The sequence below is a fragment of the Providencia sp. UF-183 genome (genome assembly GCF_058246155.1).
Genome location: NZ_JBSICD010000008.1, coordinates 51057 through 69363, shown reverse-complemented (window position 1 = coordinate 69363; position 18307 = coordinate 51057). Strand labels below are relative to the sequence as shown.

General features: G+C 38.9%; 17 protein-coding genes and 1 pseudogene. 4 read left to right on the top strand and 14 right to left on the bottom strand.

What is annotated here, in order from left to right:
• Positions 1 to 62 precede the first annotated feature (62 nt).
• The 3 genes from tauD to AC4IFT_RS09560 all read right to left on the bottom strand — a co-directional run bounded on the left by tauD (position 63) and on the right by AC4IFT_RS09560 (position 2153).
• The gene (gene tauD, locus AC4IFT_RS09570) at positions 63 to 902 is read right to left on the bottom strand and encodes a taurine dioxygenase (protein ID WP_490751263.1); all 840 of its coding nucleotides are present in this window, start codon (positions 900 to 902) and stop codon (positions 63 to 65) included.
• A gap of 191 nt (positions 903 to 1093) precedes the next feature.
• The gene (locus tag AC4IFT_RS09565) at positions 1094 to 1552 is read right to left on the bottom strand and encodes a GNAT family N-acetyltransferase (RefSeq protein WP_490751207.1); all 459 of its coding nucleotides are present in this window, start codon (positions 1550 to 1552) and stop codon (positions 1094 to 1096) included.
• 25 nt (positions 1553 to 1577) lie between these two features.
• Entirely contained in the window at positions 1578 to 2153 is a 576-nt protein-coding gene (locus AC4IFT_RS09560) for an LOG family protein (protein ID WP_490733130.1), read from the bottom strand.
• A 332-nt stretch (positions 2154 to 2485) separates the two neighbouring features.
• Between AC4IFT_RS09560 and rhtA the strand changes: the two genes are divergently transcribed.
• A complete protein-coding gene (gene rhtA / locus AC4IFT_RS09555) occupies positions 2486 to 3373 on the top strand; it encodes a threonine/homoserine exporter RhtA (RefSeq protein WP_490751206.1) in 888 nt (295 codons plus the stop codon).
• A gap of 335 nt (positions 3374 to 3708) precedes the next feature.
• Complete coding sequence (dps, locus tag AC4IFT_RS09550) at positions 3709 to 4212, top strand: DNA starvation/stationary phase protection protein Dps (RefSeq protein ID WP_206085362.1); 504 nt, start codon at positions 3709 to 3711, stop codon at positions 4210 to 4212.
• 76 nt (positions 4213 to 4288) lie between these two features.
• On the opposite strand, the gene dinG is transcribed toward dps, so the two are convergent.
• Positions 4289 to 6406 carry an ATP-dependent DNA helicase DinG gene (dinG, locus tag AC4IFT_RS09545; RefSeq protein ID WP_490751205.1) on the bottom strand — a complete coding sequence of 706 codons (2118 nt, stop codon included), beginning with the start codon at positions 6404 to 6406 and terminating at the stop codon, positions 4289 to 4291.
• Positions 6407 to 6646: 240 nt separating this feature from the next.
• On the opposite strand from dinG, the gene AC4IFT_RS09540 reads away from it, so the two are divergent.
• Both AC4IFT_RS09540 and sseA read left to right on the top strand, forming a co-directional pair.
• Positions 6647 to 6808 carry a hypothetical protein gene (locus tag AC4IFT_RS09540; RefSeq protein WP_219244245.1) on the top strand — a complete coding sequence of 54 codons (162 nt, stop codon included), beginning with the start codon at positions 6647 to 6649 and terminating at the stop codon, positions 6806 to 6808.
• A 37-nt stretch (positions 6809 to 6845) separates the two neighbouring features.
• Positions 6846 to 7685 (top strand): 3-mercaptopyruvate sulfurtransferase, encoded by an 840-nt coding sequence (sseA, locus tag AC4IFT_RS09535; protein WP_490751204.1) that lies wholly within the window; start codon positions 6846 to 6848, stop codon positions 7683 to 7685.
• 75 nt (positions 7686 to 7760) lie between these two features.
• On the opposite strand, the gene AC4IFT_RS09530 is transcribed toward sseA, so the two are convergent.
• The 10 genes and pseudogenes from AC4IFT_RS09530 to rhlE all read right to left on the bottom strand — a co-directional run bounded on the left by AC4IFT_RS09530 (position 7761) and on the right by rhlE (position 18260).
• Entirely contained in the window at positions 7761 to 8009 is a 249-nt protein-coding gene (locus AC4IFT_RS09530) for a GlsB/YeaQ/YmgE family stress response membrane protein (RefSeq protein ID WP_273839124.1), read from the bottom strand.
• A gap of 127 nt (positions 8010 to 8136) precedes the next feature.
• Positions 8137 to 9078, bottom strand: a complete 942-nt coding sequence (gene dusC / locus AC4IFT_RS09525; protein ID WP_490751203.1) for a tRNA dihydrouridine(16) synthase DusC — start codon at positions 9076 to 9078, stop codon at positions 8137 to 8139.
• 224 nt (positions 9079 to 9302) lie between these two features.
• Positions 9303 to 10067, bottom strand: coding sequence for an SDR family oxidoreductase (locus tag AC4IFT_RS09520; RefSeq protein ID WP_490751202.1), 765 nt, complete (start codon positions 10065 to 10067; stop codon positions 9303 to 9305).
• 83 nt (positions 10068 to 10150) lie between these two features.
• A pseudogene (locus AC4IFT_RS09515) lies at positions 10151 to 11030 on the bottom strand (ABC transporter permease).
• Positions 11031 to 11209: 179 nt separating this feature from the next.
• Positions 11210 to 12724, bottom strand: a complete 1515-nt coding sequence (locus tag AC4IFT_RS09510; protein ID WP_490733143.1) for a sugar ABC transporter ATP-binding protein — start codon at positions 12722 to 12724, stop codon at positions 11210 to 11212.
• Between the two features lie 78 nt (positions 12725 to 12802).
• Entirely contained in the window at positions 12803 to 13771 is a 969-nt protein-coding gene (locus tag AC4IFT_RS09505) for a substrate-binding domain-containing protein (protein WP_490733145.1), read from the bottom strand.
• A gap of 95 nt (positions 13772 to 13866) precedes the next feature.
• Entirely contained in the window at positions 13867 to 14799 is a 933-nt protein-coding gene (locus AC4IFT_RS09500) for a ribokinase (protein ID WP_490733147.1), read from the bottom strand.
• A 15-nt stretch (positions 14800 to 14814) separates the two neighbouring features.
• Positions 14815 to 15495: a D-allulose 6-phosphate 3-epimerase gene (gene alsE / locus AC4IFT_RS09495; RefSeq protein ID WP_490751201.1), complete on the bottom strand. Its 681-nt coding sequence runs from the start codon at positions 15493 to 15495 to the stop codon at positions 14815 to 14817.
• Positions 15496 to 15579: 84 nt separating this feature from the next.
• Positions 15580 to 16389 (bottom strand): DeoR/GlpR family DNA-binding transcription regulator, encoded by an 810-nt coding sequence (locus AC4IFT_RS09490; protein ID WP_490751200.1) that lies wholly within the window; start codon positions 16387 to 16389, stop codon positions 15580 to 15582.
• Positions 16390 to 16919: 530 nt separating this feature from the next.
• On the bottom strand, positions 16920 to 18260 hold the full coding sequence (gene rhlE / locus AC4IFT_RS09485; protein WP_490733152.1) for an ATP-dependent RNA helicase RhlE: 1341 nt from the start codon (positions 18258 to 18260) through the stop codon (positions 16920 to 16922).
• Between the last annotated feature and the right edge of the window lie 47 nt (positions 18261 to 18307).

Below are 18307 nucleotides of genomic sequence, written 5' to 3'. Positions count from 1 at the left end.
TATGCCATAATAAGACGCTTAGATCTTGTGCTGATTTTGATAATTATTATTCATCAATAATTCTAGTAAGGTACGCCACCGATGATTGTCGCTCTGTGCATTATGCGCCTCTCTGGCAAATAATCGGCTGTTGCATAATGTTGCGTAATTTGGTTATCCCAAATCACCATATCATCTTGTTCCCATTGCCAACGTACTTGAAACTCCGGTTTATTAATATGTTGGAATAAAAAAGCCAACGTAGCATCACTCTCTTTGGGTGTTAGCCCAATAATCCGTGTCGTAAAACCTTCATTAATAAATAAAGCTTTTCGTCCTGAATGTGGGTGCGTTCTAACAACAGGGTGTAATACTGGCGGGTTGCTTTTTTTGGCTTTCAGCCAACTAGAGTGAGTCTCTTTTGAATGACTAAAACGGTATTCGGGAAACGATTTTGTAAAATCATGGACAGCTTTCAGCCCTAAAAGCATATGCTTCCACCGAATAGATAACGTGTTATAAGCGGCGATATTGCTTGCCCATAAGGTATCTCCACCTATTGTTGGGATGTGCTTTGCTGCTAATACGGCGCCCATTGGGGGCGTTTCTATAAATGTCACATCAGTGTGCCAATTGTCATTATCGGGTGGATTATGCTTATCCGTGTCTAGCACCATTATTTCATCACACTCTGGAGTATGGGGGTAAATTGGGTGCACATGTAATAAGCCAAACCGTTGCGCAAGTTGCTTTTGTTGTTCAGGCTGGATAGGCTGATTTCTAAAAAAGAGCACATGATAGGCTTTCAACGCATATTTTAATGCTAAGAAATGTTTATCATTTAATTCTTGGGATAAATCAATACCACTGATAATAGCGCCTAACGCAGGTGCCATACGCTTTATTTGAAATGGATATTCCATCATATTTCTAACTACCTTAGTTTTAATGTAAAAACGAAAGTAATCGAAATTGGTTATTTTAAAAATATTAAAAAAAATAAAGTTAATATAAAACAATATATTAAGAATATAATTACATAATAAGTAAGTAGATAACTAATTATGAACTCAATGAAAAATGAATCGGCCATGATTGGCCGACTATAAATGGATTAGAGCTTAATTCCCATCGTACGCGAAATTTCAGATAGACCTTCACGCTCATAAAAGCGAACCGCTTTATGGTTTTGCGCTAACACAGATAATTCCAAATGACCAAAGCCCTTAGCTTTCGCCCAATTTTTCATGCCATCTAATAACTGATGTCCTGTATTTTCGCCACGAAAACCAGGCGCAACAATCAAATCAAAAACATAGCCAAAATCCCGTGGAACCATACAACTGTATGACGCCGCAGATTGATGTTGAGCAATACAAAAACCTATAATTTCGCCATTAAAATCAGCAACTAAAAGGTGAAACCTATCATCATAAATGGCATTTTCAACAAACTCTCTTGATTGCTCTGCGGGTCTCATTCGTTCAGGATCCAGCAATGCCATCTCAGTAAACAAAGCGTGGTAGAGAGATAAAACAGCATTTAAATCATCTCGTGTTGCTTCTCTTATCATCATTAACCCGTTATTTTTATACAGCTTAATCGTATGTTTTTACTGGCGGTGCAATATAAGATTCAAAACTATCAATCAACGCCGCTGGTGAATCGCTGACAATCGCCATATGACGGTACTTTTCGTGTAAAAAACCTTCGTCCGCCATTTTATTCGTCATATCAATCAATGGCTGCCAGTAATTATTGATATTAAACAATGCACAAGGCTTGGTATGCAGGCCAATTTGGCTCCATGTAAACACTTCTGCGTATTCTTCTAACGTGCCATATCCGCCGGGTAAAGCAACAAAGGCATCCGCCAGCTCAATCATTTTACCTTTGCGCTGATGCATCGTTTCAACTTTGTACAACTCAGTCAGGTTTTTATGTGAAATTTCCCGCTCTTCAAGCAATGACGGTATAACCCCTATCGCCTTGCCACCTAACGATAAAACGGTATCGGCGATTGTGCCCATAATACCGACGCTGGCGCCACCATAAACTAATGTGATATCACGCTTGACCATTTCTTTAGCAAATTCAATTGCTTTTTGTTTATAAGTATCATCTTTGCCCATACTTGAGCCACAATACACTGCAATGCTTTTAATTTTTCCCATTACGTCCTCATTTTCTCATTTTATTATGACTTTTGCGGAAAAAGAATTATACGGGAGCGCTAAAGAAGCTCAACCCAGATTATTTGCCATAATAAAATCTTATTAATCACTGTTTATACCATTGCTATTTCACTAAACCAATATCAATTGCCCTATATCGCATTTTAACCCTCCCCAAGGCGTGCGGTTAATCAACAAACAAATATAAAGCACGCCAATTTTATGAGATAATCATTAGGAAATTACTTTTCATCGTGCTTTATTTTTTTAACACTGATTACTTTTATCTGTGTTTGCTAACTTAGTAACGTTTTTCTGAGGTTTTATTATTTATGTCTGCCGATACCAAAAAGAGCGCATTTCCACTATTACCAATAGGGTTATTATTACTTGCAATGACCTCAATTCAAAGTGGTGCGTCTTTAGCTAAAACATTATTTCCTCTTATCGGCGCTCCCGGTGTAACAGGCTTACGTTTATTACTCGCTACCATCATTTTATTTGTTATTTTTAAACCTTGGCGCTTAAAATTTAGAAAAAGCTCATTGGTGCCATTATTAACGTATGGTTTGTCCCTCGGAACAATGAATTACCTGTTTTATCTGTCCCTTGAGCGCATCCCGCTTGGGATAGCCGTTGCTCTGGAATTTACGGGACCTCTGGCTGTTGCGATGTTTTCTTCGCGTAGGCCTATCGATTTTCTATGGATTGGACTGGTCATCGTTGGGTTACTCTTTTTACTGCCTATCAGTGATAATATTAATTCCATCGACCCACTTGGTGCTATTTATGCGTTAGGCGCTGGGGTGTGTTGGGGGATTTATATCATTTTCGGTCAACGTGCAGGTGCAGGTTATGGCGCTGCAACAGTCGCTATTGGTTCTTTTATTTCTGCCCTTATATTTTTCCCTATTGGACTAATGCAAACTGGCTTTGAGGTGATGTTTGACCCATCAATTTTACCTCTTGCATTAGCGGTAGCTATCTTATCAACAGCGTTTCCTTATACCCTTGAAATGATTGCCTTAACACGCCTACCTGCAAGAACATTTGGTACGCTAATGAGCCTTGAGCCATGTATGGGCGCATTCTTAGGTATCGTTTTCTTGCAAGAGCACCTAACATTAACTCAGTGGTTAGCACTGTTATGTATCGTTTGTGCCTCAATCGGCTCAACATCAACAGCCTCACCGAAGCCCAAAATTGAAGAAGTCTCGTAGATAAGACAAATAATACCTTGTTTTTTGAAGTCTTAATTAGGTTAATAAACTTGTTCACTCAGTTTATTAACCTGTTATCCTGCCATTAACATTTCATATTTTTGTCATATTTATTTATTAAAGTTGTTTTAAATTAATATTAATTTCACCTATCGCACTTATTGCAAAAAACAATTAATTTTCAGCAGCCACAATAAAATAACGTGTAATAACCATATCGAATCCACCTATTAAATTAATCGTTTATTACACTATGACAAATTAAACTGAATATTTTATATTTATTAACAGATGAGGTTATTAACCAGTTTCAATATTTAAAAAGAGGATGAACCATGAGCACAGCTAAATTATTTAAAACATCTTCAACTGAACTTTTATATACACGTAACGACTTGGAAGATAGCGTAAAATTAGAAACCATTGGTATTTTAAATGTTATGGTAGTTCATTTTACAGACTTGTCTTTGATGACCAAACAGGCTCATTGGAACATGCGCGGGCGTAATTTTATTGCTGTTCATGAAATGCTAGATGGCTTTAGAACGACATTGGTTGAGCATTTAGACGAATTTGCAGAGCGCGCAGTCCAATTAGGTGGCGTTGCGATTGGGACGACTCAGGAAGTCAATCGCTTCACATCACTAGAAGCTTACCCAATAAATATTCACAGCGTACAAGACCATTTAAAAGCACTCGCAGACCGCTATGCTGTTGTTGCGAATGATATTCGTAAAGCCATTGATGAAGTCGAAGATGAGGATACTGCCGATATGTTCACCGCAGCGTCTCGTGATATGGACAAATTCCTGTGGTTTTTAGAAGCAAATATTGAGTAATGTCGTGCAATAGAGTCAATTTAAATTGACCTGAAGGCCACTTAATTGTGGCCTTTTATTTTGAGAGTACATAAAGCTATTTTTTATTTATCTCTTTCGGCATTTCAGGTTGCTCTATTGGAAAAACAGGCAACGCATTTAATAAACGCTTTCCATAATTTTTGGTCAAAAGTCGCTTATCATAAATGATAATTTCACCATAACATTCATGACTACGAATTAAACGTCCTGCTTGCTGAATTAAATTGAATGATGCACTTGGTAAACTTTGCACCTCAAAAGGGTAGCGTTTTAATGATTTTAACCAATCACCTTCAGTGACAATGACAGGGTTAGTGACAGGTGGAAATGCGATTTTATGGATATGTACCTGCGTTAAATACTCACCTTTTAAATCCAGCCCTTCCGCAAATGACTGTAAGCCAATCAAAGCACTCACTTGACCTTTGTTCACTCTTTCACAATGAGTTTCTACCAAACGATAGCGTGGTTGGTCGCCCTGAACCAATAGCTGTAATCGTAAATCTTTTACGTGCTCCAGAAACCCTTCCATCGCTCTTTGGCTACTAAATAACACCAAAACACCACGATGCAGACCTTGAGTAAACTGCTCACGGAAAAAACTAGCCATTTCAGCAAGGTGCTGTGACTCATTGGCTATTGTGGGTTCATATTCCATTTTAGGAATAATAATTTTCCCTTGCTCAACATGGTTAAAGGGGGAAGATAACGTCACAAAACGATCATCACTCTTTTCAGATAGCCCAGTTAATTCCATAAACCGTGAATAACTATTTAATGAACGAAGCGTTGCCGAGGTAATGACAATGTGTGGCACATTACGCCACAATAAGTGCTGTAACTGTTCACTAACCCGGATCCCCGCACAGTGCATAAAGATACGGGACTGGTTTTTCTCGTAACGCCGACTTAACCATTTCGAAACAGGCGCTCCTGAACTTTGCTCTAGGGCCGCTAATCGCCATAGTTTAGCCATATTTTCAAAGTAGCCCATCGCACGGCTTGTTGTGAGTATGGAACGATGCAAACGCACGATATCTTGTTTTGCGGTTTGTTCTGTCAAATCATTCAAGATTGACTCTGCTAAACCTTTTAATGCGTCCGTTTGTTTAAAAAGATCTTGGCAACACAGTTGCATTGCCTCTGGTAACACACCTAACGGGAAAAGGTATTCGCTTTCTTTTGACGTTTCAGGCAATAATGCATTCGCTAACAACGAAAAATCACGGAATGTCTCACGCAGTTTTTCCGCATGCAATTGTAACTTTTCTGGATTGGCTAGTTTAGGCGGTTTAACTGGCCGAAATTGCGCTAAATATTGCCCTACATGACTAATAAAATTATCTACCTGAGCGTTCAATTGTACTAATGTAATTTCGCCTTCAACTTCGAGGGCATCCCGCGCAACATCTGGCACATGGTGCCCCTCGTCCAAAACTAATAACAGTTTTTTCGGATCAGGTAGAACTGACTCACTTTCCATCGCCGCCATCACTAAAGCATGGTTCGCCACCACAACATCAGCATCTTCGATTTCACGCCGTGCAATAAAAAACGGGCACCGTTGATAAAATTGGCAATTACGCCCTAAGCAATTCATTTTGTCCGTACTGACTTTACGCCATAAGCTATCGGGAAAAGCCCGTTTATGGTGATCACGTAAGCCATCCCATGAAAAAGCATTAAAGTCGTTACGTAGCTGTTGGCAAATAGCTCGCTCTTCGCTATTAGCTATCTCCGCTTTATCTTCCACCAGCAGCATTAAATCAATTTGCTCCCCTTCCGCAGCACAAATAGCCTCTAAATTTCGCGGGCAAACATAACGAGCACGCCCAAATGCCCCCGTGAATTTTAAGTCTGGGATAATTTTGCTCAATAAGGGCAAATCTTTGCTAAAAATTTGATCCTGCAATGCCACATTTGCCGTACTAACAACCAGCGTTTTTCCCTCTTCTCTCCCCACCGCAATGCCAGGTATCAAGTATGAAAGGGTTTTACCTACTCCTGTTGGTGCTTCGATAACAAGATGCCGACCATCATCATCGGCTAAATTTTTAGCAACTTCCGCAATCATTTGGCGCTGTGGCGCACGGGAAACAAACCCATCAATTTGTAGTGACAACCCTTTGTACCATTGGGTTATTTGTTCTTTAATTTTATTTGATAGGGACATAAATTACGCTGATGACCAAATGTGAGATGTAAGGTAATGAAAATAACAACGGCTGGGAAACGCGAAAGATAACATTTGCCAACCGCTTCGCAAAACTACTGTATTAAAACCCATTATACATAAAAATTGGGAAGCCTTTTGCAAAACACCAATTCTGAGACAGAAAAAATCGCTTTTAACTTGTTTGCAACACTCATCCAGTTATACTTTGGGTTCTTATTTCTACGCAGGCTATATAAAATGAAAAAGGTTGTTATCGCACTTTGCGCATTATGCGCTTTTGGTTCCGTAGGCGGCATCGTTCTTGCAGGAATGAACATCTACACTCGTTCCACAACCCCGCTAGAACAAGGGCAACCACAATCGCCATCATTATTGCCTGCGCCAAACCAAGTTCAATAGCTTCGAATAATTTATCAACCCAGGACGGAGATAGCTTATGTACAACGATTATTTTGTAACCCCTCAATGGCTTAATACGCATTTATCGGATGGTAATATCATTGTACTTGATGCTTCATCTCCTCCCCCGACGGCTCCCTATGATTGCCGCCAACGTTATTTGGAAGAGCATATTCCGAACGCGCAGTTTTTCCACCAAGATGAAATTGCAGATAAAACTTGCGATCTACCCCATATGTTGCCAAGCGCTGAAGTCTTTAGCCAAGCTGTTGGTGCAATGGGTATTGATAATGATACGCAAGTTATCATTTATTCGCAGAACAATTTATTTTCATCACCACGTGCTTGGTGGACATTCACAACAATGGGATGCAAAAACGTAAAAATTCTTTCTGGGGGAATTGATGCTTGGAAAGCTGCGGGTTTTGCCATTCAATCAGGTGAGGTTATTGCACCTACTCACAAGCAGTTTAAAGCCTCACGTAAAGGCACAAATGCATTAGACCAACAACAAGTTCTTCAGATTGTCAACGAAGGCCAAATTCAAATTATTGATGCGCGTGCTGCTCCTCGCTTTCTTGCACAAGCGCCAGAGCCTCGCCCTGGTTTACGCATGGGCCACATTCCGGGAAGTAAAAATGTTCCTTGGGACTTGTTAGTCGCTAATGGCGAGTTTAAATCCCCTGAAGACTTAAAAGCCATCTTTGCAGAGCAAGGCGTTGATATCCAAGCCCCATCAATGACCACCTGTGGCTCTGGAATGACAGCTGCTGTGGTTCTTATGGCATTAACGCTATTAGGCAATACGAATGTGCGTTTATACGATGGTTCATGGGCACAATGGGGCCAAGATAATGGCTTACCAATAGAACCTTAGTTTTTAAGCTCATGGAAGAAATAAGCCACTCATATTAAGTGGCTTATTTAAGACATTTTTTAGCTTATGAGCGCGCTATTTTGCAAACAACCCTGCTAAAAAGAGCACAACAATAGCACCTATGACCGCGACAACAAAGCTACCGAAGTTAAAACCATCCACTTTGCCCTTACCAAAAAATGTGCTGATATAACCGCCCACTACAGCCCCAACAATCCCTAGTACTGTTGTCATGATGAAGCCCATATGATAAGTACCTGGCATTAACCACTTCGCTAAAACACCGGCTATCAAACCAAAAATGATCCACGCAATAACACCCATTTAAAGCCTCCCAAGACTAGGTTTTACTCAATCATAGGTAATGAATACACCTAACATATGCTTTAAGTAAAGACGCTATGCGCTAAATTCGCAAATGAAAATAATAACTAAACAGGATTATTTACAATTAGTGGCTAACAACTTTCAGGATCACGGCCGCAATTTGCTCCGCATTTTTCAAGGCTCTAACCTGTGAAAATAGCTCATCTGCTTCTTGGTATTCTTTGCGTAAATAACCCAACCATTGTTTAATACGAGCAGCGTGATAATGCCCTGTATCACCTTGTTTTTCTAATTCTGTATATTTTAACAACAGTGACTCAACTTGTACCCATGGCATTTTAGCTTCGTTAAATTTAATCACTCTGCTAAGGTTTGGCGTATTAAGCGCCCCTCGACCTATCATCACCGCTTCGCAACCTGTAACCTCAAGACAGCGCTGAGCACTGCCATAATCCCAGATTTCACCGTTCGCGATGACTGGAATTGATAACCGACGGCGGATTTCACCGATGGCTTGCCAGTTAATACGTTCCGCTTTATAACCATCTTCTTTTGTGCGCCCGTGCACCGTTAACTCCGTTGCTCCCGCCTGTTGAACAGCATCCGCAATTTCATGAGCGAATGAAATACTGTCCCAACCTAAGCGCACTTTGACGGACACCGGAAGTTCTTTCGGCACGGCATCTCTCATCGCTTTTGCCGCTCGATAAATTAAATCTGGCTGCTTAAGCAATGTTGCCCCGCCACCATGACCATTAACTGTTTTTGAAGGGCAACCGCAATTTAAGTCCACTCCCCACGACCCTAATTCAATCGCTCGATGAGCATTTTCAGCCAACCATTGCGGGTGCTGACCAAGCAATTGAACACGAACTAAAGTCCCCGAAGGGGTCCGACTTTGATATTTGAGCTCAGGGCATAGGCGGTAGAATGTTTTTGCGGGCAATAGTGTATCCACCACTCGCACAAACTCACTGATACAAAGGTCATAATCATTGACCTCAGTTAATAAAGAACGAACAAGGGGGTCTAAAACTCCTTCCATAGGAGCTAGTAAAACACGCATAAATGGCTCACAAAAACAACAAAGGTAAAAATCAATTTTTACAGGCCATATTGGCCATGGGGTAGCTCAATATGTTCACATGGAAAATAAAGGCACGAATTTGAGCTGACTATAATACATTTTCTTGGCTAAATAAGTATAAAAATGAGCGTGTTTTGCAATGACAAAAAAACACCTCAATAAGTATAACTTACTGAGGTGTTTTTCATTCAAAATATGAACAATTAAACGATAGTAAAACAACCATCGATTATTAAATCAGCACCAGAGGTATAACTTGCAGCGTCAGATAATAAATAAATGACAGCACCAGCAAGCTCTTCAGGTGTCCCCATTCGTTTAAATGGAATCATTTTAACCCATTCATCCTGCCAATCTTGTCTTACTGTCGCCGTCATTTCAGTTCGAATATAGCCAGGGCTAATTGAATTAACGCGAATACCAAACTGGCTCCATTCAACGGCTAAAGATTTGGTTAAATGTACAACAGCCGCTTTTGATGCATTATAGGACGCTTGCTCTTGTGGTATATTCACGATAGTCCCAGACATTGATGCTGTGTTCACAATACTACCTGGTTTATTATTTTTAATCAGATAACGAGCAAATGCTTGAGCAACAAAGAAAACACCATTTAAATTAACATCAACAATTTTACGCCACTCGTCAGGAGCGCAATCAACTGCCGGTTTATGCAAGCAAATTCCTGCATTGTTAAATAATAAATCTAAGGTACCAAAATCAATTCCAACGGACTCAATGCACGCCTTCACATTTTCAGGGTCTACCACATTGCAGCGATAGGCTTTTGCTTTGATATGATAATTTTTTTCTAATTGCTCAGCGATATCACTGGCATCAGCAAGATCGAAAATAGCAATATCAGCACCTGCATTCGCTAAATATTGTGCGACAACTTTTCCAATGCCTTGCTTGCCACCAGTGACAATGGCAACTTTCCCTTTTAAAGAAAAAATATCACTACTCATAATCGCGCTCTCCATAATGGATAATTATTTGCTCGTTTTTTACAGGAAATAAGCTCTATTTATTAGCTCACTACCTATTGTTCTTACAATTTTACTTTTGATTTAATACTTTCCAGCATCACAGCAATAATAATAATGACGCCCTTAACCACTTGTTGGTTATAACCAGAGATATTCATCAAGTTCATCAAATTAGAAATAATACTTAAAATTAAAACACCAATAATCGTGTTAATAACAGTGCCTCGACCCCCCGCTAAACTTGCCCCCCCCCACAACCACCGCTGCAATAACATCTAATTCAAAACCAACCGCTAATACCGGAGAACCAACACCCGTTCTTGTTGTGGCTAAAATTCCTGCAACCCCACAGGCTAATCCACTTAGTGCATAAACAGCTAATTTGTAATAATTAACTCGAATACCCGCAAAGCGTGTTGCCGTTTCATTTGAACCAATTGAAACCACTAAACGACCAAATACCGTATGCTTATATAAAAATTGAGCTAGTAAAATAAAGATACCGAATACGTAAACAGGTAAAGGGATCCCAAATAAATAACCAGTACCAAATTCGATTAATGCAGGGTCATCAATAAATACAGGCTGTCCTTTTGATATTATCAACCCTAAGCCCCGAGCAATTGTCATCATTGCTAATGTGGCAATAAATGGTGCGATATTAAACCAGGTCACTAAAATGCCTGCAAAAGCACCAATAATGGTTGCCATAATAATACCAACGGCTAATGCGGGCCATAGACCAATATCAGGTATCATTAATGCAACAACCACAGAAACTAAGGCCATAATTGCACCAACGGATAGATCAATTCCCCCTGTTAAAATAACAAATAGCATACCTAGTGTAGCTAGCCCGAGAGGAACGCTTTGCCTTAATACGTTAGTAATATTATCGGCACTATAAAACCGATCCGATAAAAAACCCGCGACAACAAGCATAATAATAAAAACAAGTAGTGTTGAATTCTCGCCGATCAACTTTGCTATTTTTCTTAATAAAGATGGTTGATTGTTCGATTTATTATCCACACTCAAATTTGAGTTTTCTAGTGTTTCCATGGTGTATCCTTTTTATTTTTATCTGTAACTTAGATTACAGCGCTACATTTAAAAATGAGTTAATTTGCCATTGCAGCTGTTTTTTCATGTTTGACAATAGCGTGACGCATGATATTTTCTTCTGATAGTTCATTTTCTTGTAACTCAGCGGTAATTCGCCCTTCACTCATAACGTAAACACGATGAGAAAGTGAAATGACCTCAATCATTTCCGATGAAATAACAATTACTGAAAAGCCTTTTTGCGCTAATTCATTAATTAAGTGATAAATTTCAACTTTCGCGCCAACGTCAACACCTCGAGTGGGTTCATCTAAGATTAATACATCACAGTTTGTATTTAACCATTTGGCAATAACGACTTTTTGTTGGTTTCCACCACTTAAACTCGAAATTGGGTCATCCATATTATTAAATTTAATTTTTAACTTATCTTTAAAGATGCTCGCTAATGCACGTTCTTTACTAACCCGAATAACACCTTTTAATTGGCAAATAGAGCGTAACTTTGTCAAACTAATGTTTTCACGAATAGGTCTAGATAAAATTGCACCTTGAATTTTTCTATCTTCTGGAACTAATCCAATACCTTTGCTCATTGCATCACTTGGGTGGTGGATAATAATTTCGTTGTTATCTTTAAAGATTCTACCCGACGTTGTTTTATCGATGCCAAATAAGCACCTTGCAATTTCCGTGCGTCCTGAGCCGACGAGCCCAGCTAGACCTACAATTTCACCTTTTTTAACATAAAGATTAATATTATTAAGTAAGCTTTTAGTGGATAAATTTTCGACCTGTAAAGCAATTTCATTACTTGGCGTATTTTTAGCTGGGTATAGATTTTCAAAACTTCGCCCCACCATGCCTGTAATAATATCGTCCTCTGTGCACGTTTTAGGATCCAGTTCTTTAGTCGTTTCACCATCTTTAATAACCGTAATTGCATCCCCTATTCTAAATATTTCTTCTAATCGATGGGAAATATATAAAATAGTGACACCTTGTGCCTTTAAAAATTTTAATTGGCTAAATAAAATATTAATTTCACGCTCAGATAATACTGCTGAAGGCTCATCTAAGATTAAAATATTAACATCTCGAGCCAATGACTTCGCTATTTCAACCATTTGTTGATATGCAATACTCAGTGTTTTAGCCTTAACGGTGGGATCAATATCAAAACCTAAATTTTTTAAAACATGACTAGCACGTTTATTTAATAATTTTCGGTTTATAGTCGCTTTCCCAAAACCAAGGTCCCCCAGAAAAATATTTTCGGCAACAGTTAGCTCAGGTGAAATAGCAAGTTCTTGGTAAATAATACCAATTTTATGTTGTCTGCTTTGCTTTGGTGTTGTGAAGTTCACTTCTTCACCATTAATAAAAACTTGTCCACTATCTTTTGTATATATGCCAGATAGAATTTTCATTAATGTTGATTTTCCGGCTCCATTCTCACCTACAATTGCATGTATATCACCCCGCTTAACTTTAAGGTTAATATCTTTTAAGGCATGAACCCCACCAAAACTTTTTTTCACACCCTTTGTCACAATTGCATATTCTTCCATCATAAATACCTTTTGCTTTATTAACTATGATAGATTTTTAGAGGTGCGGCATTCTGTTACCGCACCTCACGCACTTAATTAATACAGTGCTTTTTCATCATAATATTTCTTAACATTATCTTTATTAATGACAACTGGCGTGATGTAAGAATAATCAGGGAATTCTGTTTGGCCTGCTTTATGCTTAGCAATAACATCGATAACAGCAGATGTCAGTGTATCTGGGTTATTTGAAGATGTTGCTTGCAATTCACCACGTGAAATCGCTTCAAGTGCTTTTTTATATCCATCATTCGAGAAAATTTTCACGTTATCTAATTTGTTTGCGGCTTTCAAAGATAAAACTGCACCTAAGACCATTTCATCAGATTCGGTATAAACGCAGTTAATTTTATCTCCCTGTGCAACGAGCAAATCTTCCATTGCTTTAAGACCACCTTGCTGGTCCCAATTTCCCCAACCTTGGCTTAACACGGTTAAATTTGTTTGGTTATATTTTCTAAGTTGCGCTTCCATCACGCCACGAACAAAGTTTGCTCGGCGTGCTTCACCCACTAAATTACCTTGATTTCCACTAATAAAGACACAGTTCATTGGGTTTTTACCAAATAAATCAACTGCATACTCTCCCATTAAGACATTGTTTTTTCCATTATCAGCCTGAACACGTGTTATGACAGGTGCACTTAGTGGAATATCACTGTCTAGAATAATGGTTGGAATACCTTTATTTTTTGCCATATTCGTAATACGAATACCTGCTTCTGGGTCTTGTGGATTTAAAACTAAATAATTAATTCCTTGAGATAACATATCCTCTACATCTGAGATTTGCTTATTTAAATCCCCACGAGCATCTGTCGTGATTATTTCATAACCTTTTTCTTTAGCATGCTTTTGCATGTATTGATCAAGTCCATTAAAAAATGCGCCATTTAATGTTCTATTTGCAAAACCAATTTTTATTTTATCTTCAGCATTAGCAAAACCTGTTGAAAATGCAGAAACAACAATAGTGCAAAGCAATAATTTATTAATAGCTTTCATTATATTTACCTTTATATGTAGGGATGGTGCTTTCTATTATTTTGATAACTATATAACTAAATTTTCTTAATGCCTTTATTATTAAATTTAATTAATTAAATAGACTGAGTGAGTAACCTTTCTTCTACTTCGGATAAATCAGGTAACGTGCCAGCCCCTAGCTTTTCAACGCTCACAGCCGCATAGGCAGATGCAAAACGGGTCGCTAAACGGATTGAATCTCCCATTGCTAATCTCGCCGCTAATGCGCCATTAAATGCGTCTCCAGCACCCGTCGTATCAATAGGTTGTGAGGGGAAACACGGAATAACCATCTTCCCTTCATCATCTGATAACAATGCACCAAGCGAGCCCATTGTGATAATGACGTTTCTGCATCCTTTAGCGTGGATTAAGTCAGCAGCTTGGCTCGCACTTTCATAATCTTCCACTTTGCACCCTGTAATTAGCCATGCCTCTGTTGAATTAGGTGTAATTAAATCAACCTGTTGTAACATCTCACTCGTCACAGGCTGCCAAGGTGCTGGGTTTAAAATGACAAAAGCATTATTCGCCTTACCAATAGCAATCACGCGCTCAATAGCTTGCAAATTATTTTCTAATTGAACTAATACAACATCTGCACAAGAAATTGTTGGCTCACACTGGCTGATTTCGTCGTCTGTTACTGTCATATTTGCGCCGGGGTCAACGGCTATCATATTTTCAGCATCACCATCACGCTCAGCGACATAAACGAGTGAATTCCCAGTTGAAATTTCATTTGTTACTAATAAGGTAACGGCATTAAAACCAACTGACTTTAGATGCCTACGCGCATACTGCCCAAAAGCGTCCTCACCTATTTTTCCAATATAATGGACATTTGCACCTGATTTTAAAGCCGCCGTTGCTTGGTTTGCTCCTTTCCCGCCTGCACTTGTCATACTGCTGTTTGCGACAAGTGATTCACCTGGAAAAGGGAAGCGAGATACTCTAGCAACCATATCAAAGTTAAACGAGCCGAATACACAGACTTTTCCTGCCATAATTAATCCTTAAAACTAAGCATAATTCAGTGAGGTGTGGATATCTTCTTGCATCGTTTGCCACGTTTCAGATAGCGGAATACCTTTTTTAAATAACCCACTACTTCCCATAATTAAAACTTGCCCACCTGCTTTTAATAAGGCTTTATACGTATTTTTATTACAAGAACCATCAACCTCAATTAAAAATGAATAATTCCCTTCTGCTTTTTTCTGATTCAAAGCATGGATCTTTTCTACCATTTCGGGAATAAATGCTTGCCCTGCATAACCCGGATCAACCGTCATCACAGTAACTTTATCAATTAAATGAATATAAGGATTTAACACCTCAATACTTGTCGCAGGATTTAAAACAATCCCAACTTTTTTTCCCTTATTACGAATATGATTAATAACTCTAAATGCATATGAACTTATAATTTCCGCATGCAAAGAAATACTGTCAGTTCCAACAGAAATTAAATCATCAATAAAATCCATTGGGTGTTCTACCATGAGATGAACATCAATGGGTAGCTGTGTGTAGGGTTTAATTTGTCTAATAAAATCAACTGACAATGCTAAGTTTTTGACATAATGCCCATCCATTATATCCACATGCAGCATATCCGCATTATCATTTAAAAATGATAATTGCTCAGATACTTTCATCATATCGATACACATTAAAGACGGTGAAATTAAGTATTTCATCTTTTCATCCTAATAAATATTTTATTTAATACAATGCTGCCTCTGACATATATAAGTTCAGAGTTTTACTATTTAATTATAAATTTAATTAATCGTAATGACTTTAACGTTATGCCACGTCATTTCCTTTTGGAATAATGGGTCATCAAATTTTTCAGTAATTAATAGGTCAATATCACCAAACCCACAAACTCGAGCTGTTCCTATCTTTCCAAACTTACTTTGGTCAACTAATAAAACAATTCGACGCGATATTAAAAACATTTGCCTAAGGAGTGCTGCATGAGCTTCACTATCCGCATAAATGCCTCTATCTCTATCAATTCCTTGACAGGAAAAAAATAGTGTATCGACATTCTGTTCATTAATTTGTTTGATTGTCGTTTCACCAAAAAAAGCTTCTTCTGCGACAGAAAATTCCCCACCTAACCCGACAACACGCGTCGATGTCCGCGGCATCAGCGTTTGAATAATCGCAATAGAAGGCGTAACAACTGTTAATTCAAACTCAGGAAGTTGCCTAGCTAAAAACCAACTGCTGCTGCTACCATCTAGTAAAATAATTTGCTGCGGTTGAATAAAATCCAAAGCAACTTTCGCCATGCGTGTTTTATTTTCTATATTTAACGCCGTTCGAACTCGAAATGCGCCTTGTTTTACTGAAGGAGGCATTTCTTGAGGTGCATAATAGGGTATCAACGACGTTTTTAGCTTATTTGATAACAACGCCCCACCATGGCTTCGATTCACCATTCCTTGATGTTCAAGGTCAGTTAAATCTCGCCGCACCGTTTCCCGAGATACCTGTAAACGCTCGGCCAAATCATTAACACGCATTGCGCCATGTTCTTGAATGAGGGCAACAATAGCATTGTGTCTTTCGAGTTGTAGCATATTTGTCCCCTTTCAATATGGTGATGAGTATAGCCGTACCAATTCATGATTACTGAGCCGTTTTTCTCAGAACGTTAGGATCAGGGAAAAAAGCCATTTTCTGTGATTTTTATCTCAGAAAACACAAATTCCCCCTAACTTAGCGATGCTGTATCGCTTAATAGTTTGCATATCGGTCAAATACGGGCAAATACAAAGAAAAACACAAAAGCCCGTATTTACCCGCATAAACCCGTTTGCGCCCGTTTTGATAATTCACTGATGAAATTAATTTGTTTTATTAAAATTTGAAAGGGATTTTGTGAAAATATTGTTATCTTATGCTGCACATCTCAATTTGATGATCACCGAGATAGTATCGAGCTGAAATTAATATTAAGCTGGGAGGATTGGTATTAATCAAATGATTGGTTCAAACAATAGATTAAAAGAATGAAAGGTGAATTTTAAGGAAATAAAGCCAAGCCTTACTCCCTTAAAATTTAGTACACTCATTATGTTACTTATAGTCACATCATTTTTTGATGTAACTAGCTATCCTTACGCCCTTGACTCACTTTTTTCTGGGCACTTTTCCACGGTGATGTAGATGCAGAGCCTCTGTTACCACCGGCTTTCGCCGCGGGTGAATGACTACGACGTGGAGACTTAGTATTGTTGCCATGGTTTCTATCACCAGAGCGACGTTCATTGCGTTGTGGCGTTTTTTGAATCGGTTCTGCTTTAATAGATGGATCAGGCTCATAACCGTCAATCGCCATCAGTGGAATCGATTTTTTCAGCAGTTTTTCGATATCTTTAAGCAGCTTAGCTTCATCAATACACACTAATGATACCGCCATACCAGTTGCATCTGCACGACCTGTACGACCAATACGATGAACATAGTCTTCGGCGACATTTGGTAATTCAAAATTGACCACATAAGGCAGCTGCTCAATATCAAGGCCGCGAGCAGCAATATCAGTTGCCACTAAAACACGGATATCCCCTGATTTAAAGTCCGCTAAAGCACGTGTTCTTGCACCTTGGCTCTTATTACCATGAATAGCCGCGGCTTTAACACCATCTTTATTCAAGTGTTCTGCTAAACGGTTTGCCCCGTGCTTTGTTCTTGTGAAAACAAGAACTTGCTGCCAGTTGTCACGGCCAATCATAAATGACAATAACTCAGCTTTACGCTTTTTATCCACTAAATGAACATATTGCGTTATTTGCTCAGACGCTGAATTTCGTGGTGCAACCTCGATAGTAACAGGGTTATTTAGCAACTTATTCGCAAGCTGTTTAATGTCATCAGAAAAGGTTGCTGAAAACAGTAAATTTTGGCGCTTTTTAGGTAATTTATTGATAACACGGCGAATATCGTGAATAAAGCCCATATCTAACATACGATCAGCTTCATCCAATACAAACATTTCGACCTGAGAAAGGTCAACGGCATTTTGATGTTCTAAGTCCAATAAACGACCCGGCGTGGCGATTAAAATATCAACCCCACCTCGCAGTTTCATCATCTGCGGATTAATACTCACTCCACCAAAAACAACAAATGAACGAATACGCAAGTGACGGCTATATTCTTTTACATTTTCAGCAACTTGAGCCGCAAGCTCCCTCGTTGGCGTCAAAATTAGTGCACGGATTGGCCGACGGTTATTACCGCGAGGATTAGAAACCAGTTTTTGTAAAATCGGCAGTGTAAAACCAGCTGTTTTACCTGTTCCGGTTTGTGCACTCGCAAGAAGGTCGTTTCCTGCAAGCACAGCTGGGATAGCTTGTTGTTGAATAGGCGTTGGACTTTCATAGCCTAACTCATTAATGGCAAGCAAAATTTCCTCGTTTAACGCGAGGTCTGAAAAAGTTGTCAAATTAAATTACTCCGGGCTTCACCGCTTCAAGTTGATTGTGGCAGTTC

What these genes read in the sequence shown, in the direction of transcription:
- tauD (WP_490751263.1), bottom strand. Translation starts at nt 902, where the DNA reads ATGGAATATCCATTTCAAATAAAGCGTATGGCACCTGCGTTAGGCGCT.
- AC4IFT_RS09565 (WP_490751207.1), bottom strand. Translation starts at nt 1,552, where the DNA reads ATGATAAGAGAAGCAACACGAGATGATTTAAATGCTGTTTTATCTCTC.
- AC4IFT_RS09560 (WP_490733130.1), bottom strand. Translation starts at nt 2,153, where the DNA reads ATGGGAAAAATTAAAAGCATTGCAGTGTATTGTGGCTCAAGTATGGGC.
- rhtA (WP_490751206.1), top strand. Translation starts at nt 2,486, where the DNA reads ATGTCTGCCGATACCAAAAAGAGCGCATTTCCACTATTACCAATAGGG.
- dps (WP_206085362.1), top strand. Translation starts at nt 3,709, where the DNA reads ATGAGCACAGCTAAATTATTTAAAACATCTTCAACTGAACTTTTATAT.
- dinG (WP_490751205.1), bottom strand. Translation starts at nt 6,406, where the DNA reads ATGTCCCTATCAAATAAAATTAAAGAACAAATAACCCAATGGTACAAA.
- AC4IFT_RS09540 (WP_219244245.1), top strand. Translation starts at nt 6,647, where the DNA reads ATGAAAAAGGTTGTTATCGCACTTTGCGCATTATGCGCTTTTGGTTCC.
- sseA (WP_490751204.1), top strand. Translation starts at nt 6,846, where the DNA reads ATGTACAACGATTATTTTGTAACCCCTCAATGGCTTAATACGCATTTA.
- AC4IFT_RS09530 (WP_273839124.1), bottom strand. Translation starts at nt 8,009, where the DNA reads ATGGGTGTTATTGCGTGGATCATTTTTGGTTTGATAGCCGGTGTTTTA.
- dusC (WP_490751203.1), bottom strand. Translation starts at nt 9,078, where the DNA reads ATGCGTGTTTTACTAGCTCCTATGGAAGGAGTTTTAGACCCCCTTGTT.
- AC4IFT_RS09520 (WP_490751202.1), bottom strand. Translation starts at nt 10,067, where the DNA reads ATGAGTAGTGATATTTTTTCTTTAAAAGGGAAAGTTGCCATTGTCACT.
- AC4IFT_RS09510 (WP_490733143.1), bottom strand. Translation starts at nt 12,724, where the DNA reads ATGGAAGAATATGCAATTGTGACAAAGGGTGTGAAAAAAAGTTTTGGT.
- AC4IFT_RS09505 (WP_490733145.1), bottom strand. Translation starts at nt 13,771, where the DNA reads ATGAAAGCTATTAATAAATTATTGCTTTGCACTATTGTTGTTTCTGCA.
- AC4IFT_RS09500 (WP_490733147.1), bottom strand. Translation starts at nt 14,799, where the DNA reads ATGGCAGGAAAAGTCTGTGTATTCGGCTCGTTTAACTTTGATATGGTT.
- alsE (WP_490751201.1), bottom strand. Translation starts at nt 15,495, where the DNA reads ATGAAATACTTAATTTCACCGTCTTTAATGTGTATCGATATGATGAAA.
- AC4IFT_RS09490 (WP_490751200.1), bottom strand. Translation starts at nt 16,389, where the DNA reads ATGCTACAACTCGAAAGACACAATGCTATTGTTGCCCTCATTCAAGAA.